Raw genomic sequence first — 18,539 nt, 5'->3', positions numbered from 1 at the left:
GGAAAACTGAAGCCTTTGGGGACGCATACCCGACCCGTGGAAGGCGCAATTGATGATAGGCTCGAATTCCGTGGTGCAGCGATCAAATTCCCGTGTAAATTCCCGGTTCCCGGGCTCGTCCAAGACAAAGCACATCTTCGTCACCGGTGGTGTGGCGTCCTCGCTAGGCAAGGGACTGACGGCCTCCAGCCTCGGACACCTGCTGCGGGCACGCGGCTTGTCTGTAACTATGCAGAAGCTCGATCCCTACCTGAACGTGGATCCGGGCACGATGAACCCCTTCCAGCACGGCGAGGTTTTCGTCACAGACGACGGTGCTGAAACCGACCTCGACATCGGACACTACGAGCGCTTCCTCGACGAAAACCTCGAGGGTTCGGCCAACGTAACCACCGGCCAGGTCTACTCCACGGTCATCGCCAAGGAACGCCGTGGCGAATACCTCGGTGACACCGTCCAGGTCATCCCGCACATCACCGACGAGATCAAGCGCCGGATGCGGCTTCCCGCCGAGGGCAAGAATGCCCCGGACGTCATCATCACGGAAATCGGCGGGACCGTTGGCGACATCGAGTCCCAGCCCTTCCTCGAGTCCGCCCGCCAGGTCCGCCAGGACATCGGCCGGACCAACGTCTTCTTCCTCCACGTTTCGCTGGTGCCGTACATCGGTCCTTCGCAGGAACTGAAGACCAAGCCCACGCAGCACTCCGTGGCCGCCCTCCGCTCCATCGGCATCCAGCCGGAAGCCATCGTGATCCGCTCGGACCGCGAAGTCCCCGAGGCCATGCGCGAGAAGATCGGCCGCATGTGCGACGTCGACATCGACGCCGTGGTTAACGCCGCCGACGCCCCCAGCATCTACGACATCCCCAAGACCCTGCACACGCAGGGCCTGGATTCGTACATCGTCCGCGCGCTGGACCTGCCGTTCAAGGACGTGGACTGGACCAGCTGGGACAAGCTCCTCGAAGCTGTCCACAACCCCAAGCACGAGGTCGAAATTGCCCTCGTGGGCAAGTACATTGACCTCCCGGACGCCTACCTCTCCGTCACGGAGGCCCTGCGCGCCGGCGGTTTTGCCAACAACGCCAAGGTCAAGATCCGCTGGGTGCCCTCAGACGAATGCGAAACCCACGAGGGTGCGGTGCGCTCCCTCGAAGGCGTGGACGCGATCTGCGTGCCGGGCGGCTTCGGCATCCGCGGCCTGGAAGGCAAGCTGGGCGCCCTGAAGTTTGCCCGCGAGTCCCGGCTGCCCGTCCTGGGCCTGTGCCTTGGCCTGCAGTGCATGGTCATCGAATACGCCCGCAACGTGGTCGGCCTCGAGGGTGCCTCCTCCAGCGAGTTCGAGCCGGACTCCAAGTACCCCGTCATCGCCACGATGGAAGAGCAGCTGGAATTCGTTGAAGGCCGCGGCGACCTCGGCGGCACCATGCGCCTTGGCCTGTACGAAGCCAAGCTGGACGAGGGCTCGGTCATCGCCGAGACCTACGGCAAAACCACCGTCAGCGAACGGCACCGCCACCGGTACGAGGTGAACAACAAGTACCGCGAGCAGATTGCCGCCGAGGGCCTGGTGTTCTCCGGCACGTCTCCGGACGGCAAGCTGGTGGAATACGTGGAGCTGCCCCGCGAGGTGCACCCCTACTACGTGGCCACCCAGGCGCACCCCGAACTGAGCTCACGGCCCACCCGGCCGCACCCGCTCTTTGCCGGACTGGTGAAGGCCGCCCTGGACCACCAGAGCGGCAGCGCCGCGAACGCGTTCGAACCCGCCGCGGCCGCCACCGGCGAAGCCGCAGCAGAATAGATTCACAGCACCCATAGAGTAAGGACGGCGCGATGCCCGGTAATTCTGAAGTCACCCCTGCTGGCCGGCAGGTTTCGGATGCGCCGAGCCCGCGCCGTCTGCTCTCCCGTGAGCGGGTCTATAACGGCCGGATCTGGGACGTAGTCAGCGACAGCTTCAAGCTCACCGCCGAGGGCGACCCCCTGGTCCGGGACTACATCGAACACCCCGGTGCCGTCGCTGTGCTCCCCATGAACGACGACGGCGAAGTGCTGCTGATCAAGCAGTACCGTCACCCCGTGGGCATGGACCTGTGGGAGATTCCCGCGGGCCTGCTCGACATCGAGGGCGAGGACTTCCTGGTGGGCGCCGCACGTGAACTCGCCGAGGAAGCGGACCTGATCGCCAGCAAGTGGAATGTCCTGGTGGACTTCTTCAACTCGCCCGGCTCCTCCAGCGAGGCTATCCGCATTTACCTCGCCCGCGGACTCAACGAGGTCCCGCACCACGAACTGCACGTCCGCACGGACGAAGAGGCAGAAATCGAACTGCACTGGATCCCGCTGGAGGACGCTGTCTCCGCGGTCCTGGATGGAAGCCTGCACAACCCGTCGGCCGTCGTCGGAATCCTCGCTGCCGCCGCCGCCAAGGCGGACGGCTTCAATGGACTACGGCCGGGCGACGCCGAGTGGCCGGCACACCCCAGCCAGCGCTGATGTCCGCGGACACGGCGGCACCGGAGGATACTCCGGCGACCGAGGCGGAAACGCCGGCACCCAGGCTGACACCGGGCACGGACACCGCACCATCGGCACGGCCCCGCACCGCGATCGACCGCGGCGTGACCGACTACCTTCAGCACATGGGCGTCGAACGCGGCCTGGCCGCGAACACCCTTTCCGCCTACCGCCGCGACCTCGCCCGCTATTCCGCCTACCTCGCCGGGCAGGGACTCAGCAGCCCGGCTGACATCACCCGCCATCACGTGACGGGCTTTGCCCAGGCGCTCTCTGACGGCGCCGACGGCGGCACCCCGCTCGGGGTGCGGTCGGCGGCGCGGACTGTAGTTGCGGTCCGTGGACTGCACCGCTTTTGGGCGCTGGAAGGAACGACGACGGCGGACCCCGCCAGCGATGTCCACCCGCCAATGCCCGGCAAACGGCTGCCCAAGGCGATCACCGTGGACGAGGTCACCAGGATCCTGGAAGCCGCCGGCACCGACACTGCAACTGGCCTCCGGGACCGGGCGCTGCTGGAGTTCCTGTACTCCACCGGGGCTCGGATCAGCGAGGCCGTAGGGCTGGACGTGGACGACCTCTCCGTGCAGGCAGCCGAATCCGGCCCGGCCATCGTGCGGCTGTTCGGCAAGGGCTCCAAGGAACGGATGGTGCCCCTCGGCTCGTTCGCCGCCCGTGCCCTTGACGCCTACCTGGTCCGGGGACGCCCGCTGCTCGCCGGGAAAGGCAAGGGCACCCCTGCGCTGTTCCTCAACGCCAGGGGCGGGCGCATCAGCAGGCAAAGCGCGTGGACCATCCTGAAGGCGGCGGCGGACAAGGCCCAGATCAGCAAGGATGTTTCCCCGCACACCCTGCGCCACTCCTTTGCGACCCACCTGCTCGAAGGGGGAGCGGATGTCCGCGTGGTCCAGGAACTGCTCGGGCATGCCTCGGTGACCACCACCCAGGTGTACACCCTGGTCACGGCCGACACGCTGCGGGAAGTCTACGCCGCGGCGCATCCCCGCGCCCTGGGATAAACCGGCGCTGGGTAAACCCGGGCCTGGGGATAAATCCTGGCCCTGGGATGGAACTGCGGATAGCGGCAGCACCGCTAGGCTGGTCTGCATGACCTCCGTGCCCGTTACCCTCTGCTTTCTCCTCCGGGAACACCCGGAAGCAGGGCCGGAGGTGCTCCTTGGCCTGAAGAGGACCGGCTTCGGAACAGGCAAGATCGTCGGGCTCGGCGGCCATGTGGAGGTTGGCGAGACCGACGCCCAGGCGGCGTGCCGGGAGGTGTTGGAGGAGGCCGGCGTCGTCGTCCTCGAAGAAGACCTGTCCGACGCGGGAACAGTGGAATTCGTCTTTCCTGCCCGCCCCGACTGGAACATGTCGACCCGTCTTTTCACCACCCGCCGGTGGACGGGTGATCCCGTCGAGAGCTCCGAGATCATTCCGGAGTGGTTCCTGGTTTCCGCCCTTCCCCTGGAACGCATGTGGCAGGATGCGGAACACTGGCTGCCCCTGGCACTGGCCGGAAGCGTCGTCGATGCCGTCATCACCCTGAACGACGACAACGAGACCGTGGCGTCGGCCGAATATTCTTTCCGGGGCGTGTAACCGCCAGTTCCCTGGCGGAAAATGGACGACGCCGGGCCAGCCACCAAAAAGGTGACCGGCCCGGCGTCGTCCATTTCCGGCGTCGTGCGCTTTATGGGCGACCCGTTACGGGACGTGCCGTTCGTCCGGACCGTTGTAAGCGCTCAGCGGGCGGATGAGCGAGTTCGCGTTCAGCTGCTCCATGAAGTGGGCGGTCCAGCCGGTGATGCGGCTGGCGACGAACAGCGGCGTGAACATGTTCGTGTCGAAGCCCATCAGGTGGTAGGTCGGGCCGGCCGGGTAGTCCAGGTTCGGCTTGATGCCCTTGGCCTCGTCCATCGCCGATTCGAGCCCGTTGTACAGGCCCAGCAGCTCGGGCCGGCCGAAGTGGGCAATCATCTTGTCGAGGGCGGCCTTCATGGTGGGCACGCGGGAATCGCCGTGCTTGTAGACCCGGTGCCCGAAGCCCATGACCTTCTTCTTCTGGGCCAGGGCGTCCTCCATCCAGGCCTTGGCACGGACGGCGGCCTCCTCGAGCGACTCCTCGGGCCGGATCCCGATCTCGTCGAAGGTGTGCATGACGGCCTCGTTGGCTCCGCCGTGCAGCGGCCCCTTGAGCGCGCCGATGGCGCCGGTCACCGCCGAATGGAGGTCCGACAGGGTGGACATGATGACGCGGCCGGTGAAGGTGGAGGCGTTGAAGGAGTGCTCGGCGTAAAGAATCATGGAGACATTGAAGGCCTCCACCACTTCGGCCACCGCTTCCTCGCCGAACGTCATCCAGAGGAAGTTGGCCGAGTAGCCCAGGTCGTCCCGCGGCTCGATGAGGTCCTGGCCGCGCCGCCGGCGCTGGTCGTACGCCACCACGGCCGGCATGGCGGCGAACAGGTCCAGTGCTTTGGCCATGTTGGCCTCGGGGGAGGAATCCTCCGCCAGCTCATGGCGGGCGCCCATCACTGATGCGGCGGTGCGGCACACATCCATCGGATGGGCCGTCACCGGCAGGGCATCAACCACCTGCTTGACCACGGGATCCAGCCGCCGTCCCGCCCGCTCGCGGGCCGTGAAATCACTCAGCTCGCCGGAAGACGGCAGCTCGCCGTTCCACAGCAGGTAAGCAACCTCTTCGAAGCTGCACCTGGCGGCGAGCTCCTGGACAGGGTAGCCGCGGTACAGCAGTGAGTTCGTGTCGGGATTGACCTTCGAGACAGCGGTGTAGTCGACCACCACGCCGTCGAGGCCCTTCTTGATCTCTACGTCAGCCATGCTGAACTCCTTCGTTCCTTGCGTCCGATAACCGGCCGGACCGGCCGGTGGTCCTGCGGGGATGTGGGCGTCAGTCCGTTCCGGGAATCCGGAAGTTGAAGACGCCGGTATCAAAGCGGTTGTAGGCCTCGTAATCCACCAGGTCGTACAGCCGCGCGCGCGTCAGCATGCTCCCTACCTGTGCCTCCTGCGTTCCGTCGGCCCTGATTGAGTCCAGCGTACGCTCAGCCGCCCCCATGGCACTACGGAGCAGGGTGACCGGATAAATCACCATGTTCACGCCCACTTCCTGCAGCTGGTCGACGGTAAAGAGATCGCTCTTGCCGAACTCGGTCATGTTGGCCAGGATCGGCACGTCGACGGCGTCGCGGATGGCCTGGAACTCGGCCAGGTCCTTCATCGCTTCCGGGAAGATGGCGTCGGCGCCGGCCTCGACGAGGGCTTTGGCCCGGTACTTCGCGGCGTCCAGTCCTTCCACTGCCCGGATGTCCGTGCGGGCCATGATGAGGAAGTTCGGGTCCCGCCGTGCATCCGCCGCCGCGCGGATGCGTTTGGTGGCGGTGTCGAGGTCAACGACGTTTTTGCCGTCGAGGTGGCCGCAGCGCTTGGGGTTGAACTGGTCCTCGATGTGGCAGCCGGCGAGCCCGGCGTTTTCGAGTTCCTGGACGCTGCGGGCCACGTTCATGGGTTCGCCGAAGCCGGTGTCGGCGTCCACGATGCAGGGCAGGTCGGTCATGCGGGCGATCTGTCCGGCCCTTGTTGCCACCTCGGTGAGGGTGGTGAGGCCGATGTCCGGCAGGCCCAGGTCATTGGCCAGGACAGCGCCGGAGATGTAGACACCGGCGAAGCCTTTTTCCTCGATCAGCCGCGCCGAGAGCGGGTTGAACGCGCCCGGGAACTGCTGGATAGTTCCGGAACCCAACAGCTCGCGGAACTTGCGGCGCTTCTGCTCCGGGGTGGTGGCGGAGTACAGCATCTAGAACAGCCCCTTGGGAGCGGCGCTGAAGTCGATGACGCCGGGCGCCGCAGCGATATTGAGCTGGTCCAGCTCGCCGGCAGCCAGTTCCGGAAGGCGTTCGACGGCGGCAAGGAACCTGTCGATTTCTTCCTCCGTCACGAGGTCTTTGGCAAGGGTGCGGAACTTGTTCACGTACTGCTCGCGGGTGAACGGCCGGGCGCCCAGCGGGTGGGCGTCGGCGACGGCGATCTCATCGCGGATGACCGTGCCGTCCGTGAGCGTGATCTCCACGGAGCCGCCGAAGGCCTTCTCGGAGATGTCCAGGGAGTGGTAGCGGCGGGTCCACTCGGGATCCTCCACCGTGGACACCTTCTGCCACAGCTCCACTGTGTCAGGGCGGGCGGCGCGTTCGGGGGAGTAGGAGTCCACGTGGTGCCAGGAACCGTCCTGCAGCGCGACCGTGAAGATGTACGGGATGGAGTGATCCAGGGTTTCCCGGCTGGCGGTGGGGCTGTACTTCTGGGGATCGTTGGCGCCGGAGCCGATCACGTAGTGGGTGTGGTGGCTCGTCTTGATCAGGACGGACTTCACGTTCCCCGGATCGGTTGCTTCCGGGTGCTCCCGGTTGAGCTTGCGGGCGAGGTCGATCCACGCCTGGGCCTGGTACTCGGCGGAGTGTTCCTTGGTGTAGGTGTCCAGGATGGCTCGCTTGGCTTCGCCGGCTTCGGGAAGCGGAACCTCGTAGGAGGCGTCCGGGCCGTCCAGCATCCAGGCGATGACGCCGTCCTCACCCTCATAGATCGGCACCGGGGAGGTCTGTCCGCGCATGGACCTGTCCACCGCCTCCACTGCCATCTTTCCGGCAAATGCCGGGGCGTGCGCCTTCCACGTGGAGATCTCACCCTTGCGGGACTGGCGCGTCGCCGTGGTGGTATGCAGGGCCTGGCCGACGGACTGGAAGATGGTTTCGACGTCGAGCCCCAGGAGAGTGCCGATGCCGGCGGCGGCCGAGGGGCCGAGGTGGGCGACGTGGTCGATCTTGTGCTTGTGCAGGCAGATCGCCTTCACCAGATTCACCTGGATCTCGTAGCCGGTGGCGATGCCGCGGATCAGGTCCGCACCGCTGGAGCCCACGTGCTGGGCGACAGCAAGGATCGGCGGAATGTTGTCGCCGGGGTGCGAGTAGTCCGCAGCGAGGAAGGTGTCGTGGTAGTCGAGTTCCCTCACGGCCACGCCGTTGGCCCAAGCTGCCCACTCGGGGGAGACGCGTTCGCCGATGCCGAAGACCTTGGCCCCCTTGCCGCCGCTGGACGGTGAGTGGGTGAGGGCCTGCGCCCGGGCGGCGATGATGGGGGCGCGGTTCAGCGAGGCGACGGCCACGGACGCGTTATCGATGATGCGGTTGATCACCATGTCCGTGACGTCGGCGGTCACTTCGACGGGATCAGCGGCAACCACTGCAATCTTGTGGGCCAGCTGCTGTTCGCGCGGGAGGTTTTCCTCGCTCTTGTAGACGCGGACGTGGTGTTCCTTAACCATGGGACTCCTTCTGGGCGGATGTGTGGACGGCTTTGACGTGGGAAAGGCTGCGGTGCAGGTGGACGGTGGTGGCCGCTTCGGCCAGCCGCGGGTTGCCTTCAGCGATGGCTTCGGCGATGGCGGCATGTTCGGCTGCGGCGGCTGTCAGCCGGGCCTGGTCGTCCGCGGCCAGCCTGCGGACCCGGACCAGATGGACGCGCAGGCTGCGCATGGCCTGCGCCAGATAGGAATTGGAGATGGCACTGTCAATGGCGGTGTCCAGGCGGCCGACGAGCTCGTAATAGTCGTGCCGGGCAGGATCGGGGGAGTTGAGCAGGGCAGGCGCAGCCAGCAGTTCCTCCTGCAGTCCGCGGAAGACGCCGGCATCGCCGCGCTCCGCGGCCAGCGCGGCTGCTTTCCCCTCGAGGGTTTCGCGGAGCTCGAACAGTTCATCGATGTCCTCCAGTGAGATGTCGGTGACGACGACGCCGCGGCCGCCCGCCGTCGTCAAACCTTCCGCCGTCAGCCGGCTGAGGGCCTCGCGGAGGGGCGTTCGGGAGACCCCGAGGCGTTCGGACTGCTCGACTTCGGCGAGGACTGTACCGGGGAGGAGGCGCCATTCGATGATGTCATCGCGCAGTGCGGCATAAGCCCTGTCGCTCGCGCGCATCCCGCCTCCTTCCCTCGCTTCAACTTGTCTTGAGTGTATACACAAGACGCGAGCTTGCCTAGCTTTTTCCGAGATTCCCGCCCGTCAAGAGGCTCACGTGTATACATCGGGTGGCTGCGGCGGTGCTTTCGGAGGTGTACCGTTTCTGTCGGCTGGGCGAGGTTTGAAGGCAATTGTGCCTGTGGTCTGCGGCAGGGCCGGTAAGAATGTCGGTGCCCCAGATCACAATGGGTCTATGGAAGCTATTGGGGGATCCGCCGCGCACCGGGCCGTAAGGCCGGGTGCCGGCAGGTCAGCTTCTGCAACGGGGAACGACGGCGGTGGTTGGGTCAGCGGGGTCACCTCCGATGACCTGGCTAAGAATGTCAGCGCCCCTTCTCATACTGGGGGTATGGATAACAGCGTGGCTGCTGCGGAGGCGTTGGAGGCTCTTGGGGCCTCGGCTTTGGCGCTGGCTGCCGGGCTGCGGAGGGCTGCTGACCCGGGTGCGGCCGGCGGGGATTTCCAGCCGGATCCGGTTGATCCTCTTGGGGAGCAGGCGACTGCATGCCTGGACGGCCTGAGGGTGGTGGGCGGGATGGAGGCGCGGCTTGCGGCTGTGAAGGTGCAGCTGGCCACCGGATACGTCACGGCGGACGCGGCGATGGCGGCCCCGGGTGCAGGCGGGCAGGACCAGACGGCACGGGAGATGTCCGTGACTGCTGAGGTGGCCGGTGCGCTGAGGGTGAGTGAGCGCAGTGCCGGTGCGTTGCTGTGTGAGGCGCAGACCCTGGCCACGGAGCGGCCGTTGACTCTTGCCGCGCTGCAGGTGGGCCGTATTTCGTGGCAGCACGCGCGGGTGATGTGTGAGGAGACCGCCAACCTGGAGCCGGCCGCGGCGGCGGCCCTGGAAACGCATTTCCTTGATCCGGATTCTCCGGGGTTTGCCCGGGGCTGTTTTGCCGGGGAGCTGGCACCGGGCAGGTTCCGGGCCAAGGCCCGGTCTTGGCGGGAACGGCATCATCAGGACAGCATCGAAAAACGGCACTTCAAGAGCGTGAAGGACCGGCGGCTGGAGTACACCCCGGACCGGGACGGCATGGCGTGGATCTCGGCGTTCCTGCCCGCGGACCAGGCCGCCGGGATCTGGAACCGCACCACCGCCATCGCACGTGGTCTTCAAGGGCCGACCGAAACCCGCACCCTGAGCCAGCTCCGGGCCGACGTCTTTTCCACCTCGCTGCTCCGTCCAGCCCCGGGGATTACCGGTGGGGCAGCTGGTTCCGGGCAAGGAGGCTCCTTGCGCGGAGGTTCCGTCCCTGCCGGTGAGATGACGGCCGGTGATGTGCCGTCCCCGCAGGCGCAGGTCCTGGTCACGGTTCCGGTGTTCTCGCTGCTCGGACAGACCGAGGAACCGGCCACACTGGACGGGTACGGGCCGATCCCGGCGTCCATGGCCCGCCGGCTCGTCGCCAACGGCGCAACATCATTCTTCCGGGTCCTCACGGACCCGCGGGACGGGGCACCGTTGGAGATCGGGCGCACCAGCTACCGGCTCACCAAACCGATGCGGCAATGGCTGCGCCTCCGCGACGCCAAATGCACCTTCCCCAACTGCACCAACCACTCCCTGGACAACGACGCCGACCACATCCTCGCCTGGGCCGACGGCGGCGGCACCGGCGTGGCCAATCTCGGCCAGCCGTGCCCGAAGCACCACCGGCTCAAACACGCCACGGCGTGGAGACCGGTCGGCGCCACGAGGGAGAGCCCGCCCGGCTGGATCTCCCCATCCGGGCGCCATTACCCCGCCGAACAGCAGGACTGGGAACCACCCACCTGGCCGGACAACTTTGTGCCAGACAACTTTGCGCCGGACAACTTTCAGCCGGGCTGGTCCGACGCGCCACCCAGCCAAGACGGCCCGGAACTGCCACCAGGTCTCGCCTTGTCCGAGTCGCCCGACTGGTTCGGCGCGCCACCCGGCCAAGAGGTGCCGGAACCGCCCGCCTGGCTTGACTCTCCGGATCCGCCAGACGATGCCGACAACTCCACGGGGATCGAGACTCCAATGGCTCTCGACGATCTGAATCCACCCCTGCCTCAGGATCCCTGGCCTTACTGGTCCTCACCCACGGCCGCCTAGAGGTGCTCTTTACATCGCTGCCGGTAATCGTTAGGCCCGGGACCAGCGGTACTCGTTCTCTGGGCGGCCCGGGGCGCCGTACCGGGCCGTCCGCGACACCGTTCCGGCGTCGGCGAGGTACTCGAGGTAACGGCGGGCGGTGACCCTCGACATGCCCAGCGCGGTCATGACCTCAGTGGCAGAGACGGCGCCGGGCTGTTCCTTCATAAAGTCGCGGACGGCGTCGAGCGTTGAGGGGGCCAAGCCTTTCGGCAACGGCAGTTCGGACGGGGCCCGCAGGCTGGCGAAAGCCTGGTCCACGTCACTCTGCGATGCTGCTGCTTTCGCTGACCCCGCCTGCGGTCCCGCTAGCTGGTCACGGAACTGCCGGTAACTCGCCAGCTTGTCCGCGAACGTCGCGTAAGTGAACGGCTTAATGAGGTACTGCACGACGCCGATGGAGACAGCGCTGCGCACAATCGCCAGCTCCCGAACAGCTGTGATTGCGATGATGTCCGCGAAGTGCCCGGCGGAGCGCATCCGCCGGGCGATGTCCAGGCCATGCAGGTCCGGCAGGTTCATATCGAGCAGTACCAGCTCCACCGGAGTGCCGGCAGCCGAGAACTCGGTGAGCATCCGGAGCGCCGACTGGCCGTCCGGGGCGGTTCCCGCCAGCGCGAAGCCGTTCACCCTGCCCACGTAGGCGGCATGTGCCGCAGCTGCGACGGGCTCGTCCTCGACGACGAGGACTCGGATGTCTGTCACGTATGCTCCTCCGGGAGACTCGGTGTGGCCGTACTGGGCCGGAAAGTGCTTGAGGGGAAAGTGCTGGGCGGGAAGGCGCCGTGGGGAAGTGTATCTGCGGTCAATGGGTCGGAATCGGCGCTGGCAGGAAGCACGATGTCGAAACGGGCGCCGCCAGTGCTCGCGCTGCTGATGGTCATGGTACCGGCCAGGCGCTGGACGGCCTGTTTCACCAGGGCGAGGCCAAGGCCGCGGCCGAACGCCCCTGCCTGCTTGGTGCTGAAACCGTAGCGGAACACGTCGTCCACGGCGGAGGGGTCAATGCCCTTGCCCGTATCCTGCACTGTAATTTTCAGCCCGCCACTCGACGTGTCCACCCGGAGCTCCACCCGCCTTGGCCCGGGGGCATCCGCGGCGGCGTCAATGGCGTTGTCCAGCAGGTTGCCGAGGACGGTGACGAGGTCCTGTACGGCCAGGTCTCCAGCGAGGGCAGGCCCGGCAGCCTCGACCACCAGCTCCACGCCGCGCTCGTGGGCCTGGGCCGCCTTGCCCATAACCAGCGCGCTCAGCACGGGCTCCTGGACCGAGCCGACCACGTCGTCCGTCAGCTGCTGGCTCAGCTCGAGGTCCTTCGTAGCGAAGTCGAGGGCCTCATCGGTCCGTCCGAGCTCCAGGAGGGAGACCATGGTGTGCAGCCGGTTGGCGTGCTCGTGGGTCTGGGCCCGGAGGGCATCGGAAAGGGTCCGCATGCTCTCCAGTTCGGTGCCCAGTGATTCGATCTCGGTGCGGGCGCGGATGGTGGCAACGGTACCGAACAACCGGCCCCGCTGCCGCTCGGCGGAGGAACCCGGACCCACTGCCGGGCGCTGATTAACCACCAGCACGCCGTCATTGGTGAGATGGATTTCATCGTGGGCCGTCCGCCCGGACTCAAAAAGCTCCTTCAAGCTGGGAGCCAACGGCAGGTCGGCGAGCTGCGGCGTGGCTTCGTGGTCGTCCTCCGCTTCCCGCGGCTCCAGCCCCAGCAATTCTGCAGCCTGGTCGTTGTAGATGACCACCCTTCCGGCGGGATCTATCAGGACAACACCTTCCCGGACCGAGTGGAGCACTGATTCGTAGTAGGCGAAAAGCTGGGCCAGCTGCTCGGGTCCCCACCCCCTAGTCACCCGCCGCAGGTAGCGGCCAAGGAACCAGGACGCGAGCGATCCGCCCACCAGCAGCGAGCCGGATACGGCCAACAGCGCAGGCAGCCTGCCGGACAAGGCCACATCCACCGTATTGACGGTCACCCCGGCGGCCACGAGCGCGCGGACTGCACCGCGGTCGTCCTTCACCGGGGCAATCGTCCGCACCGACGGCCCCAGCGTTCCGGCGGTGATCTCGGTGAAGACGCGGCCCTGGAGGGCCTGCTCGATCGAACCGATGTAGGGGCGGCCCAGTTCCTCGCCGCGCGGGTGCGTCCACCGCGTCCGGTCCGGCGCCATGATGGTGATGAAGTCCGCCCCGGCATGGTCCATGACCTTCTGTGCATACGGCTGCAGCTGCGCCGACGGGTTCGCCGTACCGGCGGCCTGCAGAACCAGAGGGTTGTCGGCGATGGATGTCGCCAGGACCCCCATCCGGCTGCCCGCCTCCTCGTAGGCGTGGTCCCGGGCGTCAACGAAAACTGCAGTACCCACGAAGGCCGTGAGGGTCAGCATGAACAGCAGGTTCGCCACGAACAGCCGCCTGGCAATGCTCCAGCGGTGGATCATCAACACCTCCCATGACCAATATGAACGCAACGGTGAGCCAAGTCACCCCGTGGCGAATGATGGAAGTCACAAAGGACCGACGCGCGGAGCCCAGAGATTGTGCCGAAGCGTCTTCCAGATTATCCATAAGGAGAGACAAGATGGCTTCTCAACGAGGAGAGTCGGCAGCGCCGGCTAAAGCCCAGCGTAAGGGACTCGACAAGTCCCATTACCTGTACATCGCCGTTATCGCCGCGGTCGTCCTCGGCGCTCTGGTGGGGCTGCTGTTCCCCGAGGTCGGAAAATCACTCAAGCCCCTCGGTGACGGCTTCATCAAGCTGATCAAGATGATGATCGCCCCGGTCATCTTCTGCACCATCGTGCTGGGCATCGGCTCGATCGCCAAGGCGGCCACGGTGGGTAAGGTCGGCGGTCTGGCCCTGGGCTACTTCGTCCTCATGTCCACATTCGCCCTGGCCATCGGCCTCGTGGTCGGCAACCTGATCCACCCGGGTGAGGGGCTCCAGCTGACGCCCTATGATCCCAACAAGAAGGCCTCCACGGACAGCACGGTAGACTTCCTGCTCGGCATCATCCCCGGGGATATTCCGGTGCTTCCCACGCTTCTGGCCGCTATTCTCGTAGGTTTCGCACTGCAGAGGATGGGGCCGCAGGGTGCCCCGATCCTGAAGGCCATCGGCTACGGCCAGGCACTGGTGTTCCGCATCCTGATCATGATCATGTGGCTCGCCCCGCTGGGTGCGTTCGGTGCCATCGCTGCCGTGGTTGGCGCCACCGGCTTCCAGGCAATCGTGAGCATGTTCACCCTGATGATCGCCTTCTACATCACGTGTGCGGTGTTCATCGTCGTCATCCTCGGCGGCCTGCTGCAGGTGGTCACCGGCGTGAACATCTTCAAGCTGATGAAGTACCTGGCCCGCGAGTACCTGCTCATTTTCTCGACGTCCTCCTCCGAAGCCGCCCTGCCGCGCCTCATCGCCAAGATGGAGCACCTGGGCGTCTCCAAGCCTGTGGTCGGCGTGACGGTCCCGACCGGCTACTCCTTCAACCTGGACGGCACGGCCATCTACCTGACCATGGCGTCGCTCTTCGTGGCCAACGCGATGGGAACCCCGCTGGACCTCGGCGCGCAGATCTCCCTGCTGGTCTTCATGATCATCGCCTCCAAGGGCGCAGCCGGTGTCACCGGCGCCGGCCTGGCAACGCTCGCTGCAGGCCTGCAGGCCCACAAGCCGGAACTCCTCGGCGGCGTCGGCATGATCGTGGGCATCGACCGCTTCATGTCCGAGGCCCGTGCACTGACCAACTTCACCGGCAACGCCGTCGCCACCCTGCTGATCGGCACCTGGGTCAAGGAGATCGACGGCGAACAGGTGAACCTCGTGCTGACCGGCCAGGATCCGTTCGACGAACAGACGATGGTGGCGCACCACCACGGCGTGGCGGAAACGCCAGAATCCATCGCCGCCGCCGCCAAGGCGTAAAGGGCCCGGCGCCAGCACAGACACAACGAAACCGCCCGCACAGGCCCTGCCTGTGCGGGCGGTTTCGTTGCTGCCCGGCAGTAACCTTCGACCTCAAGTACAAGGTCAAGGCTCAAACGCCATCAAAAGTCAAGGTCCATGGAATGCCGTGTCGGGCGCTGTAACCTTGGGGTGGAAGAAGCAGGGGCGCTGGCAGACAGCGGCAGAAGAAATCACCGTCATCGAAAGTGTGGACAGATACGTGAGCAGCGAACAGGGTTCAGCAACTCTGGAAGGCACGGAACTCGACCTGGAAGACGCCGTCATGGGTCCCACAGGCCGCCCCCACCGCGATTTTCCGGAGCCCGCGCCGCTGTCCTCCCATGGACCGGCCCGCGTCATAGCCATGGTCAACCAGAAGGGCGGGGTGGGTAAAACCACCTCCACCATCAACCTGGCCGCAGCACTCGCCGAATACGGCCGCCGCGTGCTCCTGGTCGACTTTGATCCCCAGGGTGCCCTGTCTGCCGGGCTCGGCGTCAACCCCCACGAACTCGACCTGACTGTCTACAACGTCCTGATGGACCGCAAGATCGACATCCGCGAGGCGATCCACCAGACAGGTGTGGAGAACGTGGACCTGCTGCCCGCCAACATCGACCTGTCCGCTGCCGAAGTGCAGCTGGTGAACGAGGTGGCCCGTGAGCAGGTGCTGGACCGGGCACTGAAGAAGGTCGAGGACGAGTACGACGTCGTGCTTATCGACTGCCAGCCTTCCCTCGGCCTGCTCACCGTCAACGCGCTGACCGCGGCCCACGGTGTGATCATTCCGCTCATCTGCGAATTCTTCGCCCTGCGCGCGGTGGCACTGCTGGTCGAAACCATCGACAAGGTCCAGGACCGCCTCAACCCGCGGCTGCAGGTGGACGGCGTACTGGCCACGATGTACGACGCTCGCACGCTGCACAGCCGTGAAGTCATCAGCCGCCTGGTTGAGGCATTCGGGGACAAGGTCTTCGAGACCGTGATCAAGCGTTCCATCAAGTTCGCCGACGCCACCGTCGCCGCCGAACCCATCACCAGCTACGCCGGAAACCATGTGGGTGCGGACGCCTACCGCCGGCTCGCCAAGGAACTGATTTCGCGCGGCGGCGCGCCCTAGCCCGGATGACCGCAGAGCCGGCAACGCCACCCGCTGAAACCAGGCGGTCCGGCTTCGAAGTACGCCTGGCCAACTTCAGCGGCCCATTCGACCTCCTGCTGGGACTGATCTCCAAGCACCAGCTGGACATCACCGAGGTGGCGCTTGCCACGGTCACCGACGAGTTCATCCGGTACATCCGTAACCTGCAGGAACTGGGGGAGGAGTGGGCGCTCGATGAGGCCAGTGAGTTCCTCGTCATCGCGGCCACGCTCCTGGACCTGAAGGCAGCGCGCCTGCTGCCCGCAGGCGAGGTGGAGGACGACGACGACATCGCCCTCCTCGAGGCCCGGGACCTCCTCTTTGCCCGGCTCCTGCAGTACAAGGCCTTCAAACAGGTCGCGGCGCTGATGGATGCCACACTGGAACTGGAATCCCGCCGATATCCGCGGCAAGTGGCCCTCGAGGAACACTTCGCCGCCATGCTGCCGGACCTCGTCTGGAAGCACAGTCCCGCACAGTTCGCGGCGATGGCCGAGGCCGCGCTTAAGCCCAAGGCTCCGGTGCCGACCGAGGTGGGCGTCGCCCACCTGCACGGAAGCCCGGTAAGTGTGCGCGAACAGGCGGAGCTGATCGGACTGCGGCTGCAGGAGGGCCGGCACCTGACCTTCCGCGCCCTGATCGCCGACGCCGAATCCACCCTGGTTGTGGTGGCGCGCTTCCTGGCACTGCTGGAGCTGTTCAGGGACCAGGTGGTGGCATTTGACCAGGTTGCGCCGCTCGGCGACCTCACCGTGCGCTGGACTGCGGCCGGCACCGGGTGGACAAGCGAGCACCTGAGCGAGGAATACGAGGAGCAGCAATGACGGATCCAGTAACCGGCCGGGAACGCGCCGCGCTTGAGGCGGTGCTGATGGTGCTGGACGAGCCGGCCTCCGCTGCAGACCTTGCCGCCGGACTCAACCTGACGGTGGCTGCCGTCGAGGCGCTGCTGCTGGACCTGCAGCGCGACTATGACGGCTATACTGTTAAAGCCCCGGATATGGAAACTGGCAGCAGTGGATCTCAGCATCAGGTCACTTCCAGTCCCCGGGGTTTTGAATTGCGGAATGTCGCCGGCGGCTGGCGCATCTACTCACGGGCTGAATTCGCCGACGTCGTCGGTGCCTTCGTCCTGGAGGGGCAGACGGCCAGGCTGACCCAGGCGGCGCTTGAGACACTCGCCGTCATTGCCTATCGGCAGCCGGTGTCCCGGGCAAGGGTGTCTGCAATTCGCGGAGTCAACGTTGACTCTGTTGTGCGGACGCTGACGCAGCGCGGACTGGTCGAGGATGCCGGAACGGATCCGGAATCGGGCGCTGTCCTGTACCGCACGACGTCGTACTTCCTTGAACGCATGGGAATCGGATCGGTGGCTGAGCTGCCTCAGCTTTCACCGCACCTCCCGGGGCTTGAGGGAATTGAAGAGTTTTACGACGCCGAGAGAATGTAGGCGGGCACGCCTGCGGAGCAGTTTTTACCAGGGCAGAATTATTCTGCACGGCTGGCTAGTGTTGTCTTTGGACAACCTTTGCCGGCCAAAATCACAGAGGACGGGTCATGACACAGGCGGGACGCCAGGGTTCACCACGTAACAGCTCCGGACGCAAAGGTCCGGACCGCAACGCCGCGCGCGGCGCAGCACAGGGCCGCAGTGCGGGCGCCGGGAAGCGCGACTTCCCCAAGGGCGGCGACCGTCCCTTCGGCGACCGCACATACAAGGCCAAGCCCCGCGAGGAGCGCTTCATCGATCCCGACGAGGCCCCTGCCGGCCGCCGGCCTGCAGGCGACTGGAAGCCGGGCGCCAAAGCACCCGCGCCCAGGGCAGGTGCCGCCAAGGCCGGCGCACGCAAGGCGGCCGCTGCCCGGAAGCCGGGCGCCAACAAGGCACCCGGGACCCCCGGCGCACTGAAGCCCAAATCCGCCGCCCCGAAGACCTCGGGTTCACGCGCCTTCGGAAGCGAACGCTTCGGCCAGAACCTGGGACCGGTCCGCAGGCCCTCGCGCGGGCGTGGGCCCCGCACCGACGTGCCCCAGTCTGAGTTCCACGACGCCGACGGCGTCCGCCTGCAGAAGATCATGGCCTCCGCCGGCGTCGCCTCGCGCCGCGTCTGCGAAGAGATGATCGCCGAGGGCCGCGTCGAGGTCGACGGCAAGGTCGTGACCGAACTCGGCGTCCGCGTCGATCCCAAGACCGCCGTCATCCACGTGGACGGCCTGCGCATCCAGCTCGATGACACGCTGGTGTACATGGTGTTCAACAAGCCCAAGGGCGTGGTGTCCACCATGGAGGATCCCGAAGGCCGGCCCTGCATCAGCGACTACATCCGCAACAACCAGGGTGAACGGCTCTTCCATGTCGGCCGCCTGGACGTCGCCACCGAGGGCCTGCTGTTGCTGACCAACGACGGCGAGCTTGCCAACCGGCTGACGCACCCGTCCTACGAGGTCCCCAAGACCTACCTGGTCCAGGTCCGCGGGCCGTTCCCGCAGGGCATCGGCGCGCAGCTCAAGGAAGGCATCGAACTTGAGGACGGCTTCGCCTCCGTCGACTCCTTCCGGCTGGTTGACTCGACCCCGGGACACGTGCTGATCGAAGTGGTGCTGCACTCCGGCAAGAACCGCATTGTCCGGCGCCTGTTCGACGCCGTCGGTTTCCCGGTGCAGCGCCTGGTGCGCGTCAAGGTCGGACCCATCGGCCTGGGCGACCAGCGCCAGGGAAGCATCCGCAACCTGGGCAAGCAGGAAGTCGGCCACCTGCTGGCATCCGTGGGGCTGTAA

Annotated in this window: 16 protein-coding genes; 10 read left to right on the top strand and 6 right to left on the bottom strand. The window is 66.2% G+C overall.

Going from position 1 to position 18,539, the window contains the following annotated elements; all coding sequences use genetic code 11:
• Positions 1 to 52: 52 nt before the first annotated feature.
• From BWQ92_RS02415 to BWQ92_RS02400, 4 genes are all read left to right on the top strand, one after another.
• Complete coding sequence (locus tag BWQ92_RS02415; RefSeq protein ID WP_076798075.1) at positions 53 to 1,807, top strand: CTP synthase; 1,755 nt, start codon at positions 53 to 55, stop codon at positions 1,805 to 1,807.
• A gap of 32 nt (positions 1,808 to 1,839) precedes the next feature.
• Positions 1,840 to 2,502, top strand: coding sequence for an NUDIX domain-containing protein (locus BWQ92_RS02410; RefSeq protein ID WP_076798074.1), 663 nt, complete (start codon positions 1,840 to 1,842; stop codon positions 2,500 to 2,502).
• Entirely contained in the window at positions 2,502 to 3,542 is a 1,041-nt protein-coding gene (gene xerD / locus BWQ92_RS02405) for a site-specific tyrosine recombinase XerD (protein WP_076803458.1), read from the top strand. The genes BWQ92_RS02410 and xerD overlap by 1 nt, the downstream gene beginning before the upstream one ends.
• A gap of 88 nt (positions 3,543 to 3,630) precedes the next feature.
• Entirely contained in the window at positions 3,631 to 4,122 is a 492-nt protein-coding gene (locus tag BWQ92_RS02400) for an 8-oxo-dGTP diphosphatase (protein WP_076798073.1), read from the top strand.
• Positions 4,123 to 4,227: 105 nt separating this feature from the next.
• Here the strand turns inward: BWQ92_RS02400 and BWQ92_RS02395 are convergent, their stop codons facing one another.
• From BWQ92_RS02395 to BWQ92_RS02380, 4 genes are all read right to left on the bottom strand, one after another.
• Positions 4,228 to 5,367, bottom strand: a complete 1,140-nt coding sequence (locus BWQ92_RS02395) for a bifunctional 2-methylcitrate synthase/citrate synthase (protein WP_076798072.1) — start codon at positions 5,365 to 5,367, stop codon at positions 4,228 to 4,230.
• Between the two features lie 70 nt (positions 5,368 to 5,437).
• Positions 5,438 to 6,343 (bottom strand): methylisocitrate lyase, encoded by a 906-nt coding sequence (gene prpB, locus BWQ92_RS02390; RefSeq protein ID WP_076798071.1) that lies wholly within the window; start codon positions 6,341 to 6,343, stop codon positions 5,438 to 5,440.
• The gene (locus BWQ92_RS02385; RefSeq protein WP_076798070.1) at positions 6,344 to 7,864 is read right to left on the bottom strand and encodes an MmgE/PrpD family protein; all 1,521 of its coding nucleotides are present in this window, start codon (positions 7,862 to 7,864) and stop codon (positions 6,344 to 6,346) included.
• Positions 7,857 to 8,513 carry a GntR family transcriptional regulator gene (locus tag BWQ92_RS02380; protein WP_076798069.1) on the bottom strand — a complete coding sequence of 219 codons (657 nt, stop codon included), beginning with the start codon at positions 8,511 to 8,513 and terminating at the stop codon, positions 7,857 to 7,859. The genes BWQ92_RS02385 and BWQ92_RS02380 overlap by 8 nt, the downstream gene beginning before the upstream one ends.
• A 391-nt stretch (positions 8,514 to 8,904) precedes the next feature.
• Here BWQ92_RS02380 and BWQ92_RS02375 point away from each other — a divergent pair, with 391 nt between their 5' ends.
• Positions 8,905 to 10,638 (top strand): HNH endonuclease signature motif containing protein, encoded by a 1,734-nt coding sequence (locus tag BWQ92_RS02375; protein ID WP_076798068.1) that lies wholly within the window; start codon positions 8,905 to 8,907, stop codon positions 10,636 to 10,638.
• A 30-nt stretch (positions 10,639 to 10,668) separates the two neighbouring features.
• On the opposite strand, the gene BWQ92_RS02370 is transcribed toward BWQ92_RS02375, so the two are convergent.
• The gene (locus tag BWQ92_RS02370) at positions 10,669 to 11,382 is read right to left on the bottom strand and encodes a response regulator (RefSeq protein WP_076798067.1); all 714 of its coding nucleotides are present in this window, start codon (positions 11,380 to 11,382) and stop codon (positions 10,669 to 10,671) included.
• A complete protein-coding gene (locus BWQ92_RS02365; protein ID WP_076798066.1) occupies positions 11,379 to 13,115 on the bottom strand; it encodes a sensor histidine kinase in 1,737 nt (578 codons plus the stop codon). Before BWQ92_RS02365 ends, BWQ92_RS02370 begins: the two co-directional genes overlap by 4 nt.
• A gap of 140 nt (positions 13,116 to 13,255) precedes the next feature.
• On the opposite strand from BWQ92_RS02365, the gene BWQ92_RS02360 reads away from it, so the two are divergent.
• The 5 genes from BWQ92_RS02360 to BWQ92_RS02340 all read left to right on the top strand — a co-directional run bounded on the left by BWQ92_RS02360 (position 13,256) and on the right by BWQ92_RS02340 (position 18,539).
• Positions 13,256 to 14,599, top strand: a complete 1,344-nt coding sequence (locus BWQ92_RS02360) for a cation:dicarboxylate symporter family transporter (protein WP_076798065.1) — start codon at positions 13,256 to 13,258, stop codon at positions 14,597 to 14,599.
• Positions 14,600 to 14,840: 241 nt separating this feature from the next.
• On the top strand, positions 14,841 to 15,740 hold the full coding sequence (locus BWQ92_RS02355) for a ParA family protein (RefSeq protein ID WP_003801831.1): 900 nt from the start codon (positions 14,841 to 14,843) through the stop codon (positions 15,738 to 15,740).
• A gap of 5 nt (positions 15,741 to 15,745) precedes the next feature.
• Positions 15,746 to 16,585, top strand: coding sequence for a segregation and condensation protein A (locus BWQ92_RS02350; protein WP_076798064.1), 840 nt, complete (start codon positions 15,746 to 15,748; stop codon positions 16,583 to 16,585).
• Positions 16,582 to 17,211, top strand: a complete 630-nt coding sequence (scpB, locus tag BWQ92_RS02345; RefSeq protein ID WP_076798063.1) for an SMC-Scp complex subunit ScpB — start codon at positions 16,582 to 16,584, stop codon at positions 17,209 to 17,211. Before BWQ92_RS02350 ends, scpB begins: the two co-directional genes overlap by 4 nt.
• A 107-nt stretch (positions 17,212 to 17,318) precedes the next feature.
• Positions 17,319 to 18,539 carry a pseudouridine synthase gene (locus BWQ92_RS02340; protein ID WP_076798062.1) on the top strand — a complete coding sequence of 407 codons (1,221 nt, stop codon included), beginning with the start codon at positions 17,319 to 17,321 and terminating at the stop codon, positions 18,537 to 18,539.

Source organism: Arthrobacter sp. QXT-31 (genome assembly GCF_001969265.1).
Taxonomy (GTDB): domain Bacteria; phylum Actinomycetota; class Actinomycetes; order Actinomycetales; family Micrococcaceae; genus Arthrobacter.
Note: the sequence above shows the minus strand (reverse complement) of the source record. Positions and strands in the feature narration are given on the sequence as shown.